Source organism: Streptomyces endocoffeicus (assembly GCF_016741935.1).
Taxonomy (GTDB): domain Bacteria; phylum Actinomycetota; class Actinomycetes; order Streptomycetales; family Streptomycetaceae; genus Streptomyces; species Streptomyces endocoffeicus.
The window spans coordinates 286,335-307,578 of the sequence record NZ_JAERRG010000009.1 but is presented as its reverse complement, the minus strand read 5'-3'; the positions used below and the strand labels follow the sequence as shown (position 1 = coordinate 307,578).

Annotated in this window: 23 protein-coding genes; 22 read left to right on the top strand and 1 reads right to left on the bottom strand. The window is 65.1% G+C overall.

What is annotated here, in order from left to right:
* Positions 1-172 precede the first annotated feature (172 nt).
* The gene (locus JK364_RS23770; RefSeq protein ID WP_201853185.1) at positions 173-691 is read left to right on the top strand and encodes a hypothetical protein; all 519 of its coding nucleotides are present in this window, start codon (positions 173-175) and stop codon (positions 689-691) included.
* 773 nt (positions 692-1,464) lie between these two features.
* On the opposite strand, the gene JK364_RS23765 is transcribed toward JK364_RS23770, so the two are convergent.
* Positions 1,465-1,917 (bottom strand): LysM peptidoglycan-binding domain-containing protein, encoded by a 453-nt coding sequence (locus tag JK364_RS23765; protein WP_201853184.1) that lies wholly within the window; start codon positions 1,915-1,917, stop codon positions 1,465-1,467.
* A gap of 271 nt (positions 1,918-2,188) precedes the next feature.
* On the opposite strand from JK364_RS23765, the gene JK364_RS57065 reads away from it, so the two are divergent.
* The 21 genes from JK364_RS57065 (at position 2,189) to JK364_RS23670 (ending at position 21,243) form a co-directional block, all read left to right on the top strand.
* Positions 2,189-3,109: a hypothetical protein gene (locus tag JK364_RS57065; RefSeq protein ID WP_201853183.1), complete on the top strand. Its 921-nt coding sequence runs from the start codon at positions 2,189-2,191 to the stop codon at positions 3,107-3,109.
* A gap of 107 nt (positions 3,110-3,216) precedes the next feature.
* Positions 3,217-4,263, top strand: a complete 1,047-nt coding sequence (locus tag JK364_RS23755) for a hypothetical protein (RefSeq protein WP_201853182.1) — start codon at positions 3,217-3,219, stop codon at positions 4,261-4,263.
* A gap of 337 nt (positions 4,264-4,600) precedes the next feature.
* Entirely contained in the window at positions 4,601-5,842 is a 1,242-nt protein-coding gene (locus JK364_RS23750; RefSeq protein WP_201853181.1) for an AAA family ATPase, read from the top strand.
* A gap of 108 nt (positions 5,843-5,950) precedes the next feature.
* Positions 5,951-7,636, top strand: coding sequence for a vWA domain-containing protein (locus JK364_RS23745; RefSeq protein WP_201853180.1), 1,686 nt, complete (start codon positions 5,951-5,953; stop codon positions 7,634-7,636).
* A 168-nt stretch (positions 7,637-7,804) separates the two neighbouring features.
* The gene (locus JK364_RS23740) at positions 7,805-9,712 is read left to right on the top strand and encodes an AAA family ATPase (RefSeq protein WP_201853179.1); all 1,908 of its coding nucleotides are present in this window, start codon (positions 7,805-7,807) and stop codon (positions 9,710-9,712) included.
* Between the two features lie 619 nt (positions 9,713-10,331).
* On the top strand, positions 10,332-13,130 hold the full coding sequence (locus JK364_RS23735) for an AAA family ATPase (RefSeq protein ID WP_201853178.1): 2,799 nt from the start codon (positions 10,332-10,334) through the stop codon (positions 13,128-13,130).
* Between the two features lie 120 nt (positions 13,131-13,250).
* A complete protein-coding gene (locus JK364_RS57060) occupies positions 13,251-13,373 on the top strand; it encodes a hypothetical protein (RefSeq protein WP_269146289.1) in 123 nt (40 codons plus the stop codon).
* Between the two features lie 149 nt (positions 13,374-13,522).
* Positions 13,523-13,885, top strand: coding sequence for a hypothetical protein (locus tag JK364_RS23730; protein WP_201853177.1), 363 nt, complete (start codon positions 13,523-13,525; stop codon positions 13,883-13,885).
* Positions 13,837-14,487 (top strand): TerD family protein, encoded by a 651-nt coding sequence (locus JK364_RS23725; protein WP_201853176.1) that lies wholly within the window; start codon positions 13,837-13,839, stop codon positions 14,485-14,487. Before JK364_RS23730 ends, JK364_RS23725 begins: the two co-directional genes overlap by 49 nt.
* Positions 14,384-14,614, top strand: a complete 231-nt coding sequence (locus JK364_RS58490) for a phosphatase domain-containing protein (protein WP_443732264.1) — start codon at positions 14,384-14,386, stop codon at positions 14,612-14,614. The genes JK364_RS23725 and JK364_RS58490 overlap by 104 nt, the downstream gene beginning before the upstream one ends.
* Before the next feature lie 267 nt (positions 14,615-14,881).
* Positions 14,882-15,661: a patatin-like phospholipase domain-containing protein gene (locus tag JK364_RS23720; protein WP_201853175.1), complete on the top strand. Its 780-nt coding sequence runs from the start codon at positions 14,882-14,884 to the stop codon at positions 15,659-15,661.
* Between the two features lie 129 nt (positions 15,662-15,790).
* The gene (locus tag JK364_RS23715) at positions 15,791-16,054 is read left to right on the top strand and encodes a hypothetical protein (protein ID WP_201853174.1); all 264 of its coding nucleotides are present in this window, start codon (positions 15,791-15,793) and stop codon (positions 16,052-16,054) included.
* 42 nt (positions 16,055-16,096) lie between these two features.
* Positions 16,097-17,179 carry an AAA family ATPase gene (locus tag JK364_RS23710; protein WP_201853173.1) on the top strand — a complete coding sequence of 361 codons (1,083 nt, stop codon included), beginning with the start codon at positions 16,097-16,099 and terminating at the stop codon, positions 17,177-17,179.
* A gap of 167 nt (positions 17,180-17,346) precedes the next feature.
* Complete coding sequence (locus JK364_RS23705; RefSeq protein WP_201853172.1) at positions 17,347-17,967, top strand: hypothetical protein; 621 nt, start codon at positions 17,347-17,349, stop codon at positions 17,965-17,967.
* Positions 17,957-18,277 (top strand): hypothetical protein, encoded by a 321-nt coding sequence (locus tag JK364_RS23700; RefSeq protein WP_201853171.1) that lies wholly within the window; start codon positions 17,957-17,959, stop codon positions 18,275-18,277. The genes JK364_RS23705 and JK364_RS23700 overlap by 11 nt, the downstream gene beginning before the upstream one ends.
* The gene (locus JK364_RS23695) at positions 18,274-18,741 is read left to right on the top strand and encodes a hypothetical protein (RefSeq protein WP_201853170.1); all 468 of its coding nucleotides are present in this window, start codon (positions 18,274-18,276) and stop codon (positions 18,739-18,741) included. Before JK364_RS23700 ends, JK364_RS23695 begins: the two co-directional genes overlap by 4 nt.
* A 147-nt stretch (positions 18,742-18,888) precedes the next feature.
* Positions 18,889-19,029: a hypothetical protein gene (locus JK364_RS23690; RefSeq protein ID WP_201853169.1), complete on the top strand. Its 141-nt coding sequence runs from the start codon at positions 18,889-18,891 to the stop codon at positions 19,027-19,029.
* A gap of 2 nt (positions 19,030-19,031) precedes the next feature.
* Positions 19,032-19,325 carry a hypothetical protein gene (locus JK364_RS23685; RefSeq protein ID WP_201853168.1) on the top strand — a complete coding sequence of 98 codons (294 nt, stop codon included), beginning with the start codon at positions 19,032-19,034 and terminating at the stop codon, positions 19,323-19,325.
* 384 nt (positions 19,326-19,709) lie between these two features.
* Positions 19,710-20,177 (top strand): hypothetical protein, encoded by a 468-nt coding sequence (locus JK364_RS23680; protein ID WP_201853167.1) that lies wholly within the window; start codon positions 19,710-19,712, stop codon positions 20,175-20,177.
* 2 nt (positions 20,178-20,179) lie between these two features.
* The gene (locus JK364_RS23675; RefSeq protein WP_201853166.1) at positions 20,180-20,674 is read left to right on the top strand and encodes a hypothetical protein; all 495 of its coding nucleotides are present in this window, start codon (positions 20,180-20,182) and stop codon (positions 20,672-20,674) included.
* 14 nt (positions 20,675-20,688) lie between these two features.
* The gene (locus JK364_RS23670; protein ID WP_201853165.1) at positions 20,689-21,243 is read left to right on the top strand and encodes a hypothetical protein; all 555 of its coding nucleotides are present in this window, start codon (positions 20,689-20,691) and stop codon (positions 21,241-21,243) included.
* Position 21,244 lies beyond the last annotated feature (1 nt).

Genomic DNA, 21,244 nt, shown 5'->3' with positions numbered 1-21,244 from the left:
TGCTTCCCCGGGCGAGCGGCGCGCAGCAGGAGCGAGGCGAGCTCCCAGCAGTTGCTCCTGCCGCGCCGCAGTGAAGAACGATTGAGGCTCGCTGCTTCGAGGCGTGTGTCGTAGCCAATGCGCGCCCTGGCATCGCAAATCTCCCGGATCTCGCATATGAAGGAGCGCACCGATGATCCACCCCCACCCTGAAGCGTCCAACTCTGACGAGTTCAAAGGTTTCAACGAAGCCCGGCGCATCATGTGGTGCCATGACGCTCGTGCCCGCGTGTACGAGCGGTTCGAGCAGACGAGCTTCATCGGTGACACGAACGTTGCAGCGGTCCACGTCGACAACACCACCAGAGCGGACCGTGTGTTCCTCGTGGCATTCGACAAGGCCGGCCAGCAGGCCGGTGTCGACACGCTCTACATCGACGGGCCGAATCAACATCTCGACATCGCACCCGAGTTCGACCACGACTTCACCGGCATGGACGTCGTGCCGGACTCTCAGCTTGACCAGGCCATCTCTCGCGAGAACGGCTGGGTCGTCAACCTGAAGGTACTGCGCGAGTACGACTCCTTGGCCGATCGCCGGGCCACACGGCGCGCGGTGTTCCTGGCGCATCTGCAGGACATGATGAAGAACGGTGACGTCCGCGGATTCCTGTTTGGCCGGGGTGAGTCCGACGACACTGAGGCGGCGTGAGAGACCACGACCTCGTACCTCAGACGCCCCGCCGGCAGCCTGGCCGGCGGGGTTTACTGTTCTCTGGCGCTGTTACGATGCTGCATTTTCGCAGGGGAGGGGATCAGCACAACTGATCCGGGCGTCGGCCCCGGGCCGAGTCTTTGCGGGGAGACATGCCATGGACCGGCTCACGCCGGTCCCGGGTGACGCCTCGCGGTGAGCCCTACGAGGCCACGCAGTTCGTCTTCGGCACCTTCGACGTCCAAGAGCAGCAACCATGAGCAAACCGCTGAGCATGGAGGACCTCACGGTCAAGTTCCACAGCAACCACGCCGGCGTCTACCGCGGCGAGACCACGCTCTGGCGGGCCCCTGAGGGGAGTCTCTACCGCGTAATGAACCGCTGGCCGGACATCCAGAACCTCCCCCCCCGACCGCGAGCAGCGACTGAGTGGCAGAGCCCAGGACCGAAGCATGACCGCCTCCGCCGATTCCCGGGCTCACGCCGGACGACGTCCTCGATCTGAGTACAGCGCTCGATCTCGTCGATGCGAAGATCGAGTTGCTCAGCGCGTACAAGCTCGAATACCCGCAGGACTACGCGCCGGATGGCATCCGGTCGATGAACGACGAGGTCGAGCAGCTGCACCAGCTGCGCACGTGACTGATGGACCTGCAGGCCCTCCGGGAAGCAGAATCCTCCGCCTGAGAAGACGACGATGCCCGACCGCCTCGTGGCGATCAGGGCATCGAATCGGGCTCGGTACGCGGCAGTGCCGTCCTGCCGGGTCGTCACACCGGCGGGATGAGCAGCGAAGCCCCCGCGTAGATGAGATCCGGATTCTGGATCTTGTTCGTCTCGACCAGGATGCCGATCGGCACCCCCGTCGTCCCCGAGATCGCGGTGAGCGTATCGCCTGGCTTGATGGTGTATGGCTTCGCCTCGGCCGGTGCACCCGATCCGTTGTGCTTGTCCTCGTCGCCGCGGCCCGGCGTCGGATCCTGGCTTGCCCCGTTCTCGTCCTGCTTCCCCGTGTCGCCCTCGCTCGGCTGCTGGGCGGTGCCGCCTCCGGCGTTCTTCTCGCCGGGATTCACCGGTGCCTCGACCGGGGCGTGATTGCCCTGCAGTGCCTGGATGAAGCCGCCGTCGGACGTCGCGAGCTGCGTCAGGCCCCATCCGGCGAAGAGCGCCGCTCCGCCCACCATGACGCTGGCGGCGATGACGGGTCCGTTGCCGAAGCCCATCGGGCCGGCGTGACTCCCGGCAGATGCTCTCGTCTGCGCCGACGGCTTCAACGCCGTCCCCACTGGCCTCTGAATCGCAGCCGTCATCCCTGTTCCAACTCCTCTGCGAATAGCGTGCACAACCTTCCATGTCCAACATTGACATTCTACTCATAGCCGAATCGAAGTTGATATAATAAGGGATTGGATGGCAGTCAGGATCCTGTCCGATAGCTCCCCAATGGACCCCTGAGTCACCGACCGCCAGACCGAACGAAGGAACCGCATCACCATGGCTAACTACTCCATCTCCGCCAGCCAGATCACCGAGGGCAAGAACGTCTTCATCCGCGGGAAGCTCGGCTTCGCCGTGCTCGCCCGCCTCATCGAGGGCGCGGAGCTCGTTGCCAGCGATCAGCGCAAGACGCAGAACGGCATGAGCCCCGTCGGCAAGCCGCACACCACCGCGACGATCATTCACGCCGAGGTCCAGTTCGCCGATCCGAACAACCCCACCCTCGAAGAGCAGTTCGTCTCCGAGCGCCGCTACGACTCCCCGAAGCGGCCCGAAACCGGACCCAACTACTCCATCGACTCCAAGGGCAGTAGCCTGCCGGTCATCGTGATCCCTTCTCCGAAGGGCGACGGCACCTACGACCAGGATGAGTCCGGCCGGGAGCTCGCGCAGGGCCTCGACGTCACGCTCGTGCTGCGTACCTACAAGCCGAAGAACTTCAACAACCGCGGCCTGGCCCTCGAACAGGCGATCGTCCACGAGGCGCCGCGTTACTACAATGCCGGCGGCATCGACCAGGCTGAGCTGGCTGCGCGTGGCATCGTGCTCAACGGCACGCCGCGCCCCGTTCAGGCCACTCCTGCCACTCCTGCCAGTGCTGCCGCTGCCGCCGCCGTCCCGGTGACGACCGAGGTGGAGGACGGCCTGTCCTTCCCGGCCCCGCAGCCGGCGTCCGAACCTGTGGCCGTGGCCGCGCAGTCTCCGGTTCAGGCCGCCCCGGCGACCGACGCTGTTCCGGCCGCAGCTCCCGCTCCGGCTCCTGCCCAGCAGGAGACCCTGGAGGAGAAGCTCGCGCGCCTGGAGGCCGAGAACGCTTCCCTCAAGGACAACGGTTCGCCCGTGGGCGCGCCGGTGGCCACCGGCCCCTGGAACGGCTCCGGCCCGGCCCAGCAGGCGGGGATCACCTACCAGGGCTGATCCACGCTGACCGTCGATGAGACCCCCGTACTCGCATCCGTGCAGTACGGGGGTCCTGTCATTCTCTTCCCCTCCTGCCCCCTCCGGTCGAAAGCGTGCGTCCCACGATGACTCCAGCCGACCCCCATGCCTGGTTCCCGCAGTTCTACGGCAACCCCGCGATCCGTACTCTCGCCAGTGCCTGTCGGTGGACCATCTCCGGACAGATCGGGGAAGAGACCCCCGACGATTCCACCAAGCCGCCGAAGCGCAAGGCCCCGATCGACGTACGGCACCTGCTCGCCGGCTGCACGTCCAGCTGCAAGCACGCCGGCTCGCTGCGCGGAGCCTTTGCCCTGAACGAGACCTGCCTGCTCACCCTCGACGAGCTCACCGCGGCGATACCGAATGCCGCGAACACCGCCTTCTACCTCCAAGCCCAGACTGATGGGCTGCTCGTCCTCGACATCGAGGCCGACTGCCGGCCAGGAGTGGCCACAGACCTGCTGCGGCTGCCGGGCATCCTCTACTCGGAACTGTCGATGTCCGGCCGGGGCTTCCACCTCGTCATGCCACTGCCGAAGAACTTCCACGACTTCCCCGTGGCCGCCGGCAAGCGCGTCCTGCGCGAGGAACACGGCTGGTACGAGCTGCTCCTGGACCACTGGTCGACCTTCACCCGCCAGCCGGTGCCCGATCGCATCGTCGCTCACGTCAACGCAGCAACTAGCGCGCCGGCCTTCGCCTCCATAGAGGACCTCTACGCGCAGCTGGCCGTGAACGCCAGCGAGAGCTCCGGTGCTTCAGCATCAGCTGTCGACACCGCCGAGGAGATGCCCGACATCCCGTACTGGCAGGCCATCGTCGAGCAGACCCTGGCCGGTTCACGCCACCAGCTCCGGGATCCCGGTGACTTCAACCACGACATGTCCCGCTGGGAGTTCTCGGTTCTGGCCTCGCTCTACGGCTGGATGCGGACGCAACTGCGCGCCTACAGCGCCCTCGGGGTCGAGTATTCGACGGGCGACACCGCGTGGTTGCTCTACAAGGCGGCGCTTGACGTCATACCTGAGCGCCCCAAGCACAGCGAGCGGCGCAACGGCCGGCCCTTCCTCCTCGACCGGGCCGCCGCGCTCGTGGCCGACCGCAAGGCCCGTTCCTCGTCGACCAACTGACGCTCTGTGCCTGCTGCTGCTTCTGCTCCTGGTTCATCCGCTGCCTCCGGCAGCGGATGGAGTGGGCGGCGGGTGCTGCGGCAGGGCCGAGCACAGGTGGGGGACAGTGCTGGATCGCGCGGAGCGCGATCGGGTGGCGATGTGCAGCGGGGCTCCATCGCCACCAATGGCGGGAGTGCAGGTCTCCGCCAGGCTCCGACGGCGCGGCGCACGGCCTGCACCACAGGACCGTTCACGGGCCCCTTCGACCTCGGCGATGCCGAGAGCAGCAGCGCCGTCCTCCGACATCTCTTGTCTTTCTCTCTCTTCCTCGCCCGCGCACAGAAAAGACATCGACATGAAGTTCAACGACACCCTGACGACCCTCATCAAGCAGTCACTTGAGGTCGGCGCGACGCCCGCTCTCATGGGCGACCCCGGCATCGGCAAGTCCAGCTTCGTCGAGGACCTGGCCTACTCCATGGGCACGCAGGCGTTCACGCTGCCGTGCAACCAGCTCGCCGACAAGGCCGACCTCACCGGTGCGCGCCTGGCGCCATACACCAAGGACGACGGCACGCAGAGCTACAAGCAGGTTTTCTACCCGCACCAGGTGATCCAGGAGTGCATCGACTACGCCGAGAAGAACCCGCGTGAGTGGCCGATCCTCTTCCTCGACGAGATCAACCGCACCACCTCCGACGTCACCTCCGGCGCGCTGACCCTGGTCACGCTGCGCCGCATGGGCTACGTCGAGCTGCCCAAGAACGTCCGCATCATCGTGGCCGGCAACGACAGGGGCAACGTCACCTCGCTCGACGAGGCGAGCCTGTCCCGCTTCGCGATCTTCCACGTCGAGCCCGACGCCGCCACCCTCATGTCCATCCTCGGCGACAACATGAACCCCTGGGTGAAGACGGTGCTCACGCAGCACCCCGGGCTCATCTTCCAGAAGTCGACGCCCGAGGCCATCGTCGCCGACGGCCAGGACGACGACGACAACGGCAACGTCACGATGGCCGATCTGTTCGACGGCGGCGAGGAGATGAACCAGCTCACCACGCCGCGCACCATCGACAACCTGTCGAAGTGGCTCAACGCGGCCGACCCGCAGCAGCTGGCGCAGTACCTGGCCACCCCGATCCAGCTCGGCGACCGCGAGACCTCGCTGCTGAACGAGGCCATCGAGGCCTACGTCGGAGACACCATGTTCACCACGCAGCTCGTGGCCACCATCGCTCAGGACCTGGCGAACAACGCCGGCGGCATGCAGCAGAACCGGGTGAACGTCCCGAAGCCGAACTGCTACCAGAACCTGAAGAACGCGGCGACCATGACCGACATGGCCGCGGTCATCGCGACGCTGACCGGCAACGAGAAGTCCGGGTCGCTGCTGTACGCGCTCAAGGAGAGCGAGGACAACGCGCGCCTCATCGAGCAGCTGGCCCAGGCCATCACCCAGATCGAGCCGGAGCACACCCGCACGCTCATCGAGATGGTGACCAACCAGCAGATCGACCGCCAGAACCTGGAGGCCTTCATGGAGATCGACACTCCGATCGTCAACAATGCCAAGCCGGTCCTCTCGGCCTTCCTCTGATCGCTCGCTCACTGGTGGTGGGGACTGCTGCGGTGTCGTCCTTGCTGCAACTCCCCACCACCGGCGGCGCTCTGCCGCTGCCTTGTCCTCAGAAGGAGACCACGACCCATGACGATCACCGTCACGAACCAGAAGCCGGCCGTACTCGACGCACTGCACACCATCTCGTGCACCGGTGATTACGACCCGATGCCGGCGATCCGGCAGACCCTCATCGACCCGCTGCTGGAGCCGTTGAACCCCAACGCCCCGGCGAGCATCACCGACGCCCAGGGCGCTGATCTGACGGGGGACATCCCGGAACTGGTCCTGAGCTGCCTCGGCGACACACTGAACGTGGCCAGCGAGCAGACGGTCAAGGAGTTGCTCGGGCAGACCCTGATCAACTTCGACCAGGGCACACCGCTGCCGGTCGCCGAGCTCTTCGCCGTCCAGGCCGGGCAGCAGAACAAGATGCCCGCGCCCTCCCCGCGGGTGCTCTACACCGCGCAGGCTGATGTCCTCCCGGCCGCGAAGGCTCTGCTGGCGGGGACCGGCGACGAGAGCGCCTTCTTCGCCTCGATCGCCTACACCTTCCACCCCGACACCCTCGGGTTCTGGTTCCAGTCCTCCGCGGCCTTTGACGACTTCAAGGTCTGGCTGTCCCGGCAGACTCAGACGATGGCCAGTGCGTTGCCGCCGGCCACTACCAAGTTGCTCAACGACTTCACGGCCCTGTCCCTGAAGGGGCTCACCGAGTCGCTGCTGGTGCGCAAGGACGACTCTGACGCCAACGATGAGCACTCTTTCGCCCGCGTGCTCGTGCACATGCTCATGAACTATGTCGAGCAGCAGCGGGCCCAGGCCAGCCAGCAGAACACCGCCCTGGACACCGGCGTCCTGCCGTTCACGGTCGGTGAACTGTTCTGCCCGCGTTCCCTCGTTCTGGTCAACGTCGAGGCCCATGCCCGGGCCACCGCGGCGAAGATCACGGGGGAGTGGGATCTCATCAAACAGTCGCTGACTTCGCCAGTGAAGGTCGTCTCGAACACGTCGCTGTCCAAGCTGACATCGCTGCCACGGGCTGCCGCCCGGGCCGCCGCCCTGGGAGCCAAGCAGCAACCGGGCCAGCCCGGCAGCCGTAGCGCCCAGGTGGCGTTTCGCAAGCAGCCGCCGAGCAAGCTCGACCTGCTCAAAGACATCACCCGGGTGCTGCGCCGGATGGGCAGGGTCAACAGGTCGCAGAACATCTTCCGCACGACGAAGGCGACCTTCCTCAAGGCCAACCGCCGGAACCCGGACGACTTCAACAAGCCCGGCCGGATCCCCTCGGTGCAGTACATGCCCGACCTGCACATCTACATCGACACCTCCGGTTCGATCTCCGAGGAGAACTACCAGGAGGCGGTCATGATGCTCATCCGGATCGCCAAGAAGCTCAACATTAACCTGTACTTCAACTCGTTCAGCCACTTCCTGTCCCAGGAGGTGATGCTGCGCACGGAGAACAAGTCGACGGCTCAGATCTGGAAGGAGTTCCGCAGGATCCCGAAGGTGTCGGGCGGAACCGAGTACACACAGATCTGGCAGTACATTAACGCCAGCCGCGTGCGTCAGCGCAGGCTCTCGCTCATGGTCACCGACTTCGACTGGCTGCCGCCGTCCACGCGTCAGGACCACCCGAAGAACCTGTACTACGCGCCGTGCTCAGCTATGGACTGGTCGTACATGGTTGACCTGGCAAAACGCTACGCCGACTCGATGCAGCACATCGATCCGAGCATCCGGCAGAGGCTCCTCGGCATGGTCGTCTGACCCTGCGCCCCAAGAACCGCCAAGAGCGGTGCCGTGCAACTCCTGGCCGGCACCGCTCTTGGCGACCCCTGACTTTCTCTCTCGTCCATCCAATCCCTGCTCGGGACACCGTGGCACATCCACCCAGCGCGCCACCACGCCGAGCGACCCGCACCGAAGGAGGACCCGGTGGGTCTCAGCGACTTCACACCCGGCGGCTCCGACGACGACAAGGGCAACGGCGGTGGCGGCAGCTTCCCTCCGCAGTCCCCGTCCGTGGGACTGCCGTCCAGCGGTGGCAGCGCCCATGACGTCAAGGAGCTCCTCGTCGACTACAACGAGAAGTTCAAGAACGCCGATCCGACCATGTTCCGTGACACGCTCATCGGGCAGGTCCTCTCGGTCATCATCAGCAAGACCAAGCCCAACGCTCTGCTGGTCGGTTCCGCCGGCGTCGGCAAAACGAAGATCGTCGAGGACATCGCACGGCGCATTGCGCTCGGTGACACCCTCATCCCCGACCAGCTCAAGGACCACACGATCTACGAGCTGCCCATCACCAACATCATCGCCGGGACCGGCATCGTCGGTTCACTGGAGGAGAAGGTCAAGGCGATCGTCGAGTTCGCCTCGGACCCCAAGAACAAGGCCATCCTGTTCATGGACGAGATCCACCAGATCACCGGCGGATCCGGCAGCCATGGCGACGCCGTCGGCCGCAAGATCTCGCAGATCCTCAAGCCGGCCCTGGCCCGCGGTGACATGTCCGTCATCGGCTCGACCACCAGCACCGAGTCTCGGGCCTTCGACGAGGACCCGGCCTTCGCCCGCCGCTTCACCCGGCTCATCGTCGACGAGCTGAGCGTGGAACAGACGCTGGCCGTGATGACCACAGTCCGTCCCGGCCTGATGGCCCACTACCGTCACCAGATCGGAGTCTCCGACGACGTCCTGGCCTCGGTGGTGCAGATCGCCGAAGCGAACTCCCGGGCTGGCCAGCACAGGCCGGACAACGCCATCACGCTGCTCGACCGCGCACTGGCTGATCGGGTCCTGGAGCAGAAGAAGCTCATCATCCAGGCCGAGAACGCCGGCGACACGGCACTCGCGCAGACCTTGCGGTCCTTCTCGCAAGTGCCGCTGACGAGCACCCGTGTGCTCGATGTGGCCAAGCGACTGATGACCGGAAACGCCCAGCGCAAGGACCTCGACGTCGCCGCGTTGAGCGCCACGCTCACCAGCCGCCTGCAGGGCCAGGACGATGTGCTCGCCAATCTCACGGACCGTCTCCTCCGCGAAGAGCTCGACCTGTTCCCGACGAAGACGCCCACGACGTGGCTGTTCGCCGGGGCCTCGGGTGTCGGTAAGACCGAGGCGGTCAAGATCATCGCGGAGGAGACGACCGGCACCGAGCCGATCATCCTCAACATGACCGAATTCCACAGCGAATGGTCGACGTCGAAGATCATCGGCTCACCTCCCGGCTATGTCGGATCGGACTCCAACCAGGAACTCCCGTTCGACACACTGGAGTCCAACCCCCACCGGGTGATCCTGCTCGACGAGTTCGAGAAAGCCGACAAGGCCGTGCAGCGCCTGTTCCTCTCGGCGTTCGACGAAGGCTGCATCCGCAATGCCCATGGCAAGATGCTGGACTTCTCCAAGGCCCTGGTCATCTGCACGACCAACGCCGCCCGTGATTCGCTCGACGGAAAGGTGATCGGCTTCGGCAACAACCCGAAGACCATCTCGAACCAGAGCCTCAACAAGGCACTGGAGCAGTTCTTCGATGCCGAACTGCTGGGCCGGTTCTCACTGATCGTGGGGTTCAACCCCATCGACCGGCAGACCTACCGGCAGATCATGGCCGCCGACTACGAGCGGCAGCGTGAACGGATCGTCGAGGCCAAACCGCGGCTGGCCCAGGCGCTGCCCGCGTCGATGCCCGACGACGAACTGCGCGCCATCGAAGAGACCACCTACGTGGACTCCCAGGGTGCGCGGCCGGCACGCAAGGCTGTTCGCACCTGGATCGAGGACTACCTGCTCGCTGCCCAGACCGGCGGCACATCCTCGGCATCCCCGTCGGACGACTGAGCAGCCGTCCACATCGCACCGGGCGCTCCTGTTCCGGATGTTCCGGAACAGGAGCGCCCGGCGTATCTCATCCCCACGCCCTCATTGCTCAGAAAGGGGGACAGCCATGTCCGCCATACTCCCCGAACCTCTGCTCCAAGAGCACCGAAAGCGAGCCATGGAGCTCTCCGCCGCGGCCCGAGCGAACCTCGCCACCCATGTCCGGGGCACCGATGAACTCCGCGAATTGGGCCTCATGCTTGGCCTGATCGAGGTCGATCCCGCAGGATCCCTCGTCGCGGCCTGTCCCTGGGATCTCGATGCTGGCGATGCTGCCGCTGATGAACGACCGCGCGCCTGGGTAGCGCGCGGCGTCCGGGGTGTGGCTTGGCCACATACCCCGGATTCAGGGGCCTAACGGCCCCTGACGGGTGGGTTGAGAGGAACACGGGCGGGGCTCGTCGGCTGACGAGAGCCCCGCCCGTGTTCGTACCTGCGCCTATGACCCGGCCCTGTCGCTGCGCTCTTCGCTCGCCTTCGAGTATTCGACTGACTATTAACCTCTTGTCAGAGTTGCTGTGCGATGTGATTCATTCTTTCTCTCAATTCACCTCTCGGCCCACTGAAGAAAGGCAGCGACATGCCTGTCCTGCTTGATGACCTCGACCTCTCGGCCAATGCCGTTGCTCAGAAGGCCGTCGACCCGAAGTTCTTCTCCTCGAAGCTCACCGGCAACGGCAAGAAGACCGGCCTGCTCAACGAGTCCCTGCTGCCGATCAACACTGCCACCAACACCGCCTACGCCATGGCCGCCAACATCGAGGTCAAGCAGAACTCGACGCAGCACGACATCACCACGACGTCGATCCCGCTCGCGCCGATCACGCGCCGCGCCCTGAACGCCGGCGGGTCCTTCACCCTGCCAAGCCCGCATGCCGACGACCGCTTCGCTGTGGACACTTCGTCCAGCTCGTTCGACGACTGGGACGTCGCCTTCGACATGACCCCGCAGGCGCTGGTGTTCTACGAGGACAAGTCCGGCGGCAAGTCCACGCGCGATCTCGTCATCCAGTACCGGATGGAGCTGTACTTCTTCAAGGAGGGGCTGCCCGAGCCGGAGTACGCGACCGCCGTCTCGCGCTCGGTCGGCTACGGCAACCACGACGCCGCCGCCTTCCTGCAGTGGGACACCAGCCCGCTGGAGCACGCCCGTGACTACGTCCAGGACGTGCTCACATCCGCCGGCCTGACGGCCTCCAACCTCGGCGATGAGTTCGACGAGTGGATGCGCCAGTACTCGATCTACGAGCGCATCACGCGCCTGGCCCAGATCTGGGACTCCGAGGCGATCGCCGACGAGGTCTGCCGCTACATCCAGGACATGCCCGCGGGCCCGACGGAGCAGCAGCTGAACATGCTCGCCGTCCAGCTGCGCTACCTGGAGAACTACAACGTCCCGCTGGAGGCCTACCGCCAGATCCACAAGCAGGTGGATGCGACCTTCTCCGACCAGATCGCCACGAAGCTGTCGAAGCAGAACCTCAGCCTGCTGATGAACCACACGCTCGACCATCTGGAGCAGATGAAGCCTCAGCTGATCGTGCCTGCGCAGCCGGCCACGCCTCCGAATCTGCCGCCCCACCTGTCCACGCAGCAGCTCGACGCGCTCACCACGCACGAGCCGCTGGTGATGACGCAGGCGGGAGCCGGCACCGGCAAGTCGACCGTGATCCTCGAACGGATCAAGTACCTCGAAGCCTGCGGCGTCCCTGCTTCGGACATCACGGTGCTCTCGTTCACCAACGCCGCTGCCGACAACATCACGGAGAAGAACCCGGACGCCGGCTCGATGACGATCGCCAAGATGATCATCGACATCTACTCGATGAACCACCCGAGGCACAAGGTCTCGGCGATCGACACCATCATCAACTCGATCGACATCTTCTACCCGAACAGCCAGTTCGCGGCGACGTTCCGCCACCGCCTGCTGGAGGTCGACCAGAACAGGACCGGCGCGTTCGCGGCCCTGAACACCTTCGTCGAGAGCCACTTCGACGAGGTGATCGCCCTGCTCGACCGCATCGAACAGACGTCGCTGGAGCTGCAGATCATCATCTGCTACCAGAAGATCGACGACATGGCCGAGCCGGCCCACGTGCAGTCGAAGTACCTCATCATCGACGAGGTGCAGGACAACAGCGTGTTTGAGTTCATCTACGTGCTGAAGTACATCACCAAGCACGCTCAGTCCCTGTTCATCGTCGGCGATGCCTCGCAGACGCTGTACGAGTTCCGCTCGGCGAACCCGCGCGCGCTCAACACGCTGGAGGGCTCGGGGGTCTTCGCGACCTTCAAGCTCACGACGAACTACCGGAGCAACCAGGAGATCCTGGATTTCGCGAACGTCGTGCTCGGCGGACTGGAGACCAACCAGTTCGCCAATATCCAGCTGCAGGCGAACTCGCTCGCCATGCCCACGGCCGACTCGTTCCGGGAGAAGGTCACCCTGGAGTACCGCGAGGTGGCCAGACTCACAGGGTTCGTCACCCAGGACCTGCAGGCGATCGTGCGCAACACGGTCATCCCCGACTACGTGGACAAGTGCCTGGACCGGGGCGAGCAGGTGGCCTTCCTGGCCTACTCGCGCCGCGAGGTGTCCTTGATCCAGGATGTGCTCGAAAAGCGCTACCCGGACCGCCGGGTCGCCTCTCTGGTCAGCGATCGGGTCTACGCCACGGACATCTTCTCGAAGTACATCAAGTTTTTCTGGAACGACGTCCTGCAGGCACCGCCGACCAACGCCGCGTTCGTGGTCTCCCAGGGGATCAAGGACAACATGGACAAGCTGACGAAAAACGCTGCCAACGCCAACGTTGAGAAGGCGATCCTGCGCACGATCTCCGAGTGGTGGATCGAGAACAGCGCGACCATCAACGGCTGGGTCACGCTCTGCCACCAGGGCACGCTCACGCACAAGGCGTTCTTCGATCGGCTGCGCGACAACCTGCTCTCCTTCGAGATTCAGCGGAACCAGCAGAAGCTGAACATCAACAAGCAGAAGAACCAGGAGCGCAAGCGGAAGAACCTCGAGTCCAAGGCCGACCTGGTCGTTTCGACGATCCACGGTGTCAAGGGTCTCGAATTCGACAACGCTGTCGTCCTCTACAGGGAGGACACGAAGATGACCCAAGACGCCAAGCGGATGTTCTACGTCGCCTTCACCCGTGCCATGAAGAGCCAGTACGTACTCGGCTACGGCACCGTGAAGAACCCGCCGATCCAGAGCAGTTACGAGCAGATCGTGACCGCTCTGACCGAGCGCGACAAGAAGAACGCCGCTCGCGCCCTCGGCACCGATCCGGATCTCCTGGACGACAACGACAGCACTGCTCCCGGCAGCACCGACGATCGCTCCGCGGTCACCGCGGCCGTCTGACCAACCGCCGCCACCACCCCATGCCGCAGGGGCGAGCGTCTCGCTCGTCGAGAACACCCGGTCCTGCGGTCTTCCACACTTCACACCCCTGAATGACGCAGCCCGACGGGGCATGCCGTGATGACGTCTGGCACACAGGGCGACTCCGACGAGTTCTTCCCCGGCCCGCCGGCCACCTACGACCGGATCATCTGCCAACAGGACCGGATCGTCTCCCGCGACCACGACGAGTCGCCCGGGTAGCGGCTGCGCTGCCTGCGAAAGCTGCCAGCACAACGGCAGAAGAGCTCATGTCCGACAGATGGCGGTGCTCCAGCCCCAAGAAATCCGCAGGCGCCAATCGCCGACCCACGTGCATGATCGGTAAATTCCGACCCACCTCAAGAAAGGCAATGCATTCCCACATAGATGACCTGCTCGTCCCCGCTCTTCTCGCGCGATATCTCGACGACGGCTACATCCGCGAGCAGACCCGCCTCACCCTGCCGCTGCGTATCTTCAACTACGCGGAGAAGGCCGTGTTCGAGCGGGAGTGGAACGAGGTCGCCTGGCAGTGCCGGGGGCTGGTCATCGACCACCAGGGACGGATCCTCGCCCGGCGACGAAGAGCAGTTAGGCGCGGTGGGGCCCATGTTCTGGATCGTCGTGATCAGAACATGGGCCTCTGCGTTCCACTAAAAGCGATTTTCAAGAAGGAGTTCGGACAATGGCTATCAACTTCCGCAAGGGTATCGACTCGTCGCTCGACGGCGTGACTAAGCTGGTGTTCGGCGCGGCCTGGGACCGAAAGGCCGCCAAGCAGTCCGGCTTCGCCCGCAAGCTTGCGCTCAAAAGCGGCGGCAAGATCAACCTGGGCGGTGGGCAGAAGGACATCGACCTCGACTTGGCGCTGATCCTCTACCGCGACGGCGAGCCCAAGCGCATCGTGATCGGCCACAACATGGACCCGGTGCACGGCGCGGCGGTCCACTCCGGAGACAACCAGACCGGCGAGGGCGACGGTGATGACGAGACGATCACGCTCAACTTGACGAGCCTTCCCGCGTGGGTGACCGAGTGGGCAGTGGCGGTGTTCGCCTACAAGCTCGGAACCAACTTCGACCAGGCTCAGAACGTCTCCCTCAACGTCTACGACGCCAGCAACCAGGGCTCTGCCGTACTGCTCGACGAGCTGATGCCGACCCTCGGAGCCGGAGCAACCGCCAGCATCATCGCCAGCGGAAAGATCAACCGGGACGCGACGGGCAACCCCATTGACGGCTGGACCACCACGCTGGTCGACAAGGCCGGTCGCCTCGGCAGCCAGGGCGACGACACCGCCGTACTGGCGTTCGCCAAGCAGAACGCGGGGATCTAAGGTCTTCGACGCCCACGTACCCAACACCTACAACGTCACCTGTGTACTCGACGACCGCACTCAGGTCATCCAGGCGTGGAGGGCCATCGGGCTGACCGCCCTTCAGGTCGCCGACGGCGACTTCTGACGCCGCCACGCCGTTTCACGGTGTCCAGAGACAACGGCCCGGAGAAGGGAGCGATCGCCCCTGGTTCTACCGGGGCGGGACGGGTCCCGAACGGATTCCCCATGCCGCGCACCGGCTCGCCTCCCATCGGCCGGCCGTCCGCCAGGCTGCCGGCCACACGACCTGCCCGGTATCGCGACCGCGCACCGACTCGCTTCCGCCGCCCGTCCAACCCGCGGACCGCCCCGTCACCGGCGGTAGACGGCACTGCCCGAAAGGAGCTCCCATATGGGCGCCTACGACTTCAGCACCTCCGGTACCGGCAGGGACGTCGAGCGGGCGCTCGCCGCCGCCAGGGAGTTCGGGCACCGTGGCTACACCGGGACGATCGAAGGACGGCTACGTCCTGGTGGCGTACAGCCCTCTGCCCTCTCGGACGCCACCGAGGAGTACGCGGTGCACCTTCTGAACACCGACGACGAGCGGATCCGTGACCATCGGGGGCCGCCGGTGCGGTCCACGTCAGCGACGGCACCTGGCTGTTCGTGGGCTACGCCGCCTCCTGACCTCCGGCCCGCCGCCGCGGCGAACCGCCCCGGCTGCACCCCGCCCGGATCGCCCCTTCTGATGGAGAGGAAGCAGGACATGAAGCAGACGGCCGACAGCCCCTGCGTGCCCGCGTCGTTCACGCCCTCACTGCGTGCGGAGCGGTACGACGAGCTGGTCAACTACGACGACACGGGGACGGCCAAGCTGCCGCAGCGGACGTACGAGAAGGTGTGGCAGGGGCAGTGCGGCCCGGACTTCACCATCGAGGACGGCGAGGGCAACCACCGAGTCCGACCCGCCCGGGTGCGTATCCGCTGGTTCCAGAACGGCGCCGCCGCGCCCCGCTGGGACAGCATCGAGGTGACCGGCCACGTGGTGCTGCCCGACGAGAGCCTGGACCGCCGTCCCGTCCGGAAGATCTGGACCCACTACCACGCCGAGCTGGGCCAGGTGCCCGGCTGGTTCCTCCAGTTCGTCAGCGCCAACCCTCCGGCGCCGCGGAATGTCCCGGAGAGCTGACGCACAACCCGCCCTCCCGCCGCTTGCTCGCTGCGGGTGCAGCCGTCCCGGCTCCTGTCGTGCGAGCGGGGCGCCCAGCTCTAGGGGAGCAGCACTAAGAAGAGCGCGGCGCCCAAGACGCCGTACTCGGTGATCACCGAGTACGGCGCCGACCGGACGGTCGCCTGGCACTTCTCCGACCCTGCCTCCCGCACGGCCAGCCCGATCGAGCGCGCCGAGCACTTCTTCACTGCGCGAGGCCGCATCCCCGAGATCGTGCTCGCCGACGGGCGGCGCCTGGCCGCGCTCGTCGCGACGCTCCTGATGCCGGCCACCGTCACCCTCACCGAGTCCGTGCTCGATGAGGACGAGGGCGTCTACCGCCCGGACAGCAGCGTGCTGCCCATCCGTTGAGCCACCACCACACATCTACTCCTGCGAAAGCGAGAAGTCTTCATGCCCGCATCCACGATCGTCGCCTCCGACGGGGAGTTCCGCCTCGACGGGGACTCCGTGCAGACCTTCGCTCATCTGCCCGTGGCCACCTACACGATCGCCTTCTCTCCGATGACCGGCTACAGCCTGCGCCAGACGGAGCCGCTGGCATCTGCCGAAGAGACCGTCTATGGCCGCCACGCCTCCCGTGTACAGCGGATCGTCACCGGCTACTCCGCCATGGACCGCTCGCTCGGCGTCATCCTCTCCGGCAACAAGGGCATGGGTAAGAGCCTCATGCTCCGCCTGCTCGCCGAGCGGATGCGCGAGGAACACCACCTGCCCACCGTGCTCGTGCAGCACGACACGCCGGGGCTGGCCGCCTTCCTCGACAAGCTGGGTGAAGTCGTCGTCGTCTTCGATGAGTTCGAGAAAATCTTCTCCGACGAGGACGACGAGTCGCAGACCCAGTTCCTGAGTCTGTTCGACGGGCTGAGCACGACGAAGCGCCTCTACGTCCTGTCGGTCAACGAGTTGCACCGCGTCAACGACTACATGCTCAACCGCCCCGGCCGATTCCACTACCACATGCGCTTCGCCTACCCCGAGCCCGAGACGGTGGCCACCTACCTGCGCGACCAGGTGCCCGGAGTGGCCGAGAAGCAGGTGGCCGAGATCGTCGACTTCTCCCGGAAGTACGACATCAACTTCGACCACCTGCGGGCGATCGCCTTCGAGCTGCGCCTGGGCGAGTCGTTCGCCGAGGTGATCGGTGACCTGAACATCAAGCGCAGCGAGCACGCAGACTCGCGGATCGAGGCCCACATCACCTGGAAGAACGGCGACACTGACGTCTTCGATGGCCGTGTCGATCTGTTCAACAGCGACAGCCTGCAGACCATCAACGACTGGGACACCGGCACCGGGCTGCGGTTCCGCATGCGCGACGCAGTCCCGTCCGAGGACGGCTACCTGCTCCCGGATGGTGCCTTCACGCTCACCGACCTCCGCGACGAGGACGACAAGTCGCCCGACGACAAGAAGGACTTGAGCGCCGCCGCGGTGATCCTGCGCCGCCCCCCGAAGTACTCCATCGACTTCTGAGGACGCCCCCCACAACGAGCCGCCGAGGAGACCGTTCTGGTCGACGACTGAAAGACCTGCCCGGCCGGTGAGGTTACCGGGTGCGTATCCCCCTGCGCATTCGCGGGTTCAATTCCCGCGCCGGGCACTCGCACATTCACTTTCAAAATGACCCGAGAAGGAGCGACATGGCCAATCCCCGCCGAGATGGCATCTACAGTCGCGAAGCGAGGCGCGGGAGTGTGGCGCGTGGCCAGTCGACAGCCCAGCATTCAGGCAGTCGCTCGCACCTCAATCCGACTGATCCGGTCGTCCCCTACATTCATGACGCGAGTGACCCGGCGTCGCGCCCCGGTATTCCCTCGGGCGAGCGACCCGATCAGCCTGAGCCTGAAATGGCCCACATCGCCAGGCTGAACATGCGGCGGCGTCACCTTCAGCGAGCAGCCCGGCCGCTTACCTGTGCCGAACTGATGCCTGGCCTGTGGGTGGAGATCTTCTATACGAACAAGAACGGGGTGGTTGTGCATACCCGTAAGGGACTGCTGGCCATCAACCAGCGCGAGCCGGAACGCCTGGTGCTTTGGAACACAGAGTCAGGCCGACCTGACTCTAAGTTGGTGCTCGGTCCAAGCGACATTCGCGACGACTCAATGCGCTATTCAAGTGGCGTCCTTTTCATGCCCGAATACGAGGCCGAGCTGCGTCACAAGCTCCGCCAGGACTCGCGAGCAGCAGCCGAGCACGAGAAGCCCCACAATACGCCGACCGATACTGAGATGAACGGAGATGTTCAGAATGCTGCGTAGCGCCAAACTGTCCGACGGTGCGTTTCTGATCCTGGCGAGCGTGCAACAGGGGTGGGTGTACCGGTCCAGCACGGCCCACAGCGACGTCTGGCACATTTCGCCGGGCCGGGGCAACGGGCACAAAGCGATAGGTCGGGCTCCTGCGGGTCAGAAACTGGTCAAGGACGGACTGCTTACCGGGGGGTCGGAACCGACCCTGACCGACGAGGGGCGCGTGGCCCTGGAGAAGGCGAAGAAGGAGGGACGCCGCCTGGACTACGGCGTCGGTCGAAAGCCACGTGTGGTCACGGACCAGGAGCAGATGGCGTGACGTTCACTGTCGTGGTCATGGAACCGTGCTGCGTGAAATCCGAACCGGGGTACGACCCCGGCCCGCGCCCGGTGTGGCACCGGTTCCCCGACTCGTGGCCCCCGTCCTGCAACCACTGGCCGAAGCGCGTTCTGACCATCACCGAGCACGAGACTCGGGAGACCGCCGAACCGGAGTACGCCAAGACGCTCGGCTGGGATGCGTATCCCGGCTATCTGCACGAGGGAGCGATGCCGCCCGAGGGCGAGCGGTTCCGGATCATGGTGGTGTCGGGAGATCTCACCCGGGGGTATTTCCACGCGGCGCCGGAACCTCTGGTCTTCCCGACGGCCGAGCTGGCAGCGGGGTGGGTCGAGAAGAAGCGCGCCCTGTACAACATCGTCGGCGACCAGGACCAGCGGGTACGTCTGTCGTCGTACGGCGTGCCGGTTGGAACGGAGCTGCTCACCGGTGAGCCTGCCTGACCAGGCGCCGGTCTACTTCTTCATGCTCCAGCAGTACGTATCCCCGCCGGTGACCAACCAGCCGCATGAGTCGGTACTGCGACCCGGTACCTAGAACTCAAGCCGCTCCGGAATTCAGGCGAAGACGACCCGGTCGCGGAATATTGCGTGCGCCAGATGAAGGCACGTATGCGTAAAGGCCAGCCGAAATATCGCGTGATGGTCCATGAACATCTGGGCCGCGCATTCCAGCAGGCATTCGTGGTGCACATCGATGGCACCCGCACGCCCATCAATAGGGAGGGGTGAAATTGTCGGAGGAGAAGACCGAGCTGGAGACCTGCGTCAAGCGTGGGGCATTCGGCAGGGAGGTCCGACCGATCGGAAAGCCGATCACACATGCCGAGGACGCAGCAGCAACGCTGATGGAGAACCAGACGCTGGTACGGGTCCGGCCGTTTCACAAGGTGCCGAGCAGCCGCAGTTTCCTCACCACCGTGCGATTCCCGTTCACCTACGAAGGGCACGTGGTCGGCATCACGGCAGGGACCATGGTCACCGTCCGCATGGTTCGCCTTCCAGGACTGCGCGCCGTGGTCGGTTGAAGGCGCATTCGACATCAGCGAGCTGTACAAGGCGCACCACTGCGAGTGCGCTGCGTGCGAGGGCAAGAACGGCATCGCGGAACACGACGGAGCGTAATTCATGACGAAAATTCCCGAGCTGGGCTTGGACGACGATCTGCACGGGGCGCGATTCGCCCGCGAAATGCAGAAGCAGCTGAACATGGCGGGCGCCGAGCAAGGTCGGCACGAGTTCGCCCGGTTGCCCTCGTACGAGGGCAACCGGGCATGTGCGTGTGCGGCTTCGAGATCCAGAGCCGTCGTACGAGCACATGGGCGACCTGACCAAGCCCATCTGGGAGCACCTGGAGCGGGACGTCTTCCCGCCCGCCGGTCGACGAAGCCCATCTGATCAAGGAGGCCGAGGTGATCAAGCTCGGTGACCTGATCGGTTACCACCGCCTCATCGAGAACACCGAAGAGCACGGCGTCCGGCACGTGGGCTGGCTCGTCGCCGGAACGGGCGGGTCGATGCGACTCAAGGACGGCCAGGAGTACGGCGCCTTTCAGAGCTCGTGGATCAATTTCAACACCGACAAGCAGGAAGGCCTGACCAATATGGACGAGTTGGTATTCGAGGAACCCCCGCCCCCGCGCGCAAGTCGCCCTGAGCTTCGCGAGGTAGCCCAAGCATTGCGTGCGCGGCCCGGGGAATGGGCCCGTGTCGGTCAATTCGTGCAGGCTGACATGTTGGCCGCCAATATCAAGCGTGGAAAGCCAGTGGTGTTCGCGCCCAAAGGATCGTTCGAAGCGGTGTCACGCAGAATCAACGGCGAGTTTTTCCTTTACGCACGGTACGTCGGTGAAGCGGGAAACCGGGAAGCGGGGAATTGAGCATGAGCGGCGAGACCACCGAACCGCGGGTGCACTCCTTCGCCAGCACCATGGAGGCGTACAACGCCACACAGTGCTACGAGGAGATCCGCGACGGCGACGTGCTGTTGATCGAGTCCGAGAAGGTCATTGGCATCGCCTCCACGTGGCCTTTCGCGCTGACCGAGAGCTTCGGTGAACTGCACGTCACGACCGCCAACCCGCGCACGAATCAGGACGGCATCTTCGCGGCTGGTGTCGACTTGGGCGAGCAACTCGCCCGCGAGCGCGGCTGGCGGATCGTTCCGCCCCTGGACGTGAACATGGCCCGCGCGTTCATGGCCGAATACCCGCGCTGCGGAGAGCCGATCGGGTTCAAGCCCCTGTCCTGGGAGAGCGAGTCCGGCCGAGAGCGCGCCGGCTGGCTGGTCGCCGGCACCACCGGGTTCATCGAGCTGGACACGTACGGACACATCCGCGTCGCCAGTACGTGGTCCCCCCTCATCAACGAGAAATAGGAGAGCTAACCCCTATGGAGTGGTTCGACTCGACGCTCAACGTCCAGTACATGCACCCTGCGGAGATCAAGGAGGGGATGCGATGGGCTCGTGAAGTGCAGAGACCACTCGGTCCCGGCGGCTCCATGCAGTCGTGCACCGAGCTAACTCCGGTGTGGGACATCGGCCTCGGGAACTCGGGGGGCTACTACGGCATGCGCTACCTGTTCTCGCTCAAGACGGGAGAGCTGCGCAGCGCGCAGGACAATGACCGCGTCCCAGTGGATCCGGAGATCCTTCCGGAGAACCTGCCACCGTACGAGGGTACGTGGATCACGAATGAGCCGTTCGGCTTCCACGACCACAAGCCCGGTGTGATTCCGGATCGCCACTGGTACGAGAACAGCCGCGCCCTGGAGGTCTGGACGGCCGAGGACGGCAGGGTTTACCGGCTTCTGGCTTACCGGAGCCACCGTCTGTTCTGGGTGTGTCGCTGGGACAAGGGCGCGAAGTGGTTCGGTCCTTCGCGTGAGACCCCCGATCTGGCTGGCAAGCAGTTCGACGCCATCGTGGAGGGCCGGGGATGGTGAG

Excerpts from the sequence above, each read along its gene's own strand:
- JK364_RS23770 (WP_201853185.1), top strand. The coding sequence starts at position 173 with ATGATCCACCCCCACCCTGAAGCGTCCAACTCTGACGAGTTCAAAGGT.
- JK364_RS23765 (WP_201853184.1), bottom strand. The coding sequence starts at position 1,917 with ATGGGCTTCGGCAACGGACCCGTCATCGCCGCCAGCGTCATGGTGGGC.
- JK364_RS57065 (WP_201853183.1), top strand. The coding sequence starts at position 2,189 with ATGGCTAACTACTCCATCTCCGCCAGCCAGATCACCGAGGGCAAGAAC.
- JK364_RS23755 (WP_201853182.1), top strand. The coding sequence starts at position 3,217 with ATGACTCCAGCCGACCCCCATGCCTGGTTCCCGCAGTTCTACGGCAAC.
- JK364_RS23750 (WP_201853181.1), top strand. The coding sequence starts at position 4,601 with ATGAAGTTCAACGACACCCTGACGACCCTCATCAAGCAGTCACTTGAG.
- JK364_RS23745 (WP_201853180.1), top strand. The coding sequence starts at position 5,951 with ATGACGATCACCGTCACGAACCAGAAGCCGGCCGTACTCGACGCACTG.
- JK364_RS23735 (WP_201853178.1), top strand. The coding sequence starts at position 10,332 with ATGCCTGTCCTGCTTGATGACCTCGACCTCTCGGCCAATGCCGTTGCT.
- JK364_RS57060 (WP_269146289.1), top strand. The coding sequence starts at position 13,251 with ATGACGTCTGGCACACAGGGCGACTCCGACGAGTTCTTCCCCGGCCCG.
- JK364_RS23730 (WP_201853177.1), top strand. The coding sequence starts at position 13,523 with ATGCATTCCCACATAGATGACCTGCTCGTCCCCGCTCTTCTCGCGCGA.
- JK364_RS23725 (WP_201853176.1), top strand. The coding sequence starts at position 13,837 with ATGGCTATCAACTTCCGCAAGGGTATCGACTCGTCGCTCGACGGCGTG.
- JK364_RS23720 (WP_201853175.1), top strand. The coding sequence starts at position 14,882 with ATGGGCGCCTACGACTTCAGCACCTCCGGTACCGGCAGGGACGTCGAG.
- JK364_RS23710 (WP_201853173.1), top strand. The coding sequence starts at position 16,097 with ATGCCCGCATCCACGATCGTCGCCTCCGACGGGGAGTTCCGCCTCGAC.
- JK364_RS23705 (WP_201853172.1), top strand. The coding sequence starts at position 17,347 with ATGGCCAATCCCCGCCGAGATGGCATCTACAGTCGCGAAGCGAGGCGC.
- JK364_RS23700 (WP_201853171.1), top strand. The coding sequence starts at position 17,957 with ATGCTGCGTAGCGCCAAACTGTCCGACGGTGCGTTTCTGATCCTGGCG.
- JK364_RS23675 (WP_201853166.1), top strand. The coding sequence starts at position 20,180 with ATGAGCGGCGAGACCACCGAACCGCGGGTGCACTCCTTCGCCAGCACC.
- JK364_RS23670 (WP_201853165.1), top strand. The coding sequence starts at position 20,689 with ATGGAGTGGTTCGACTCGACGCTCAACGTCCAGTACATGCACCCTGCG.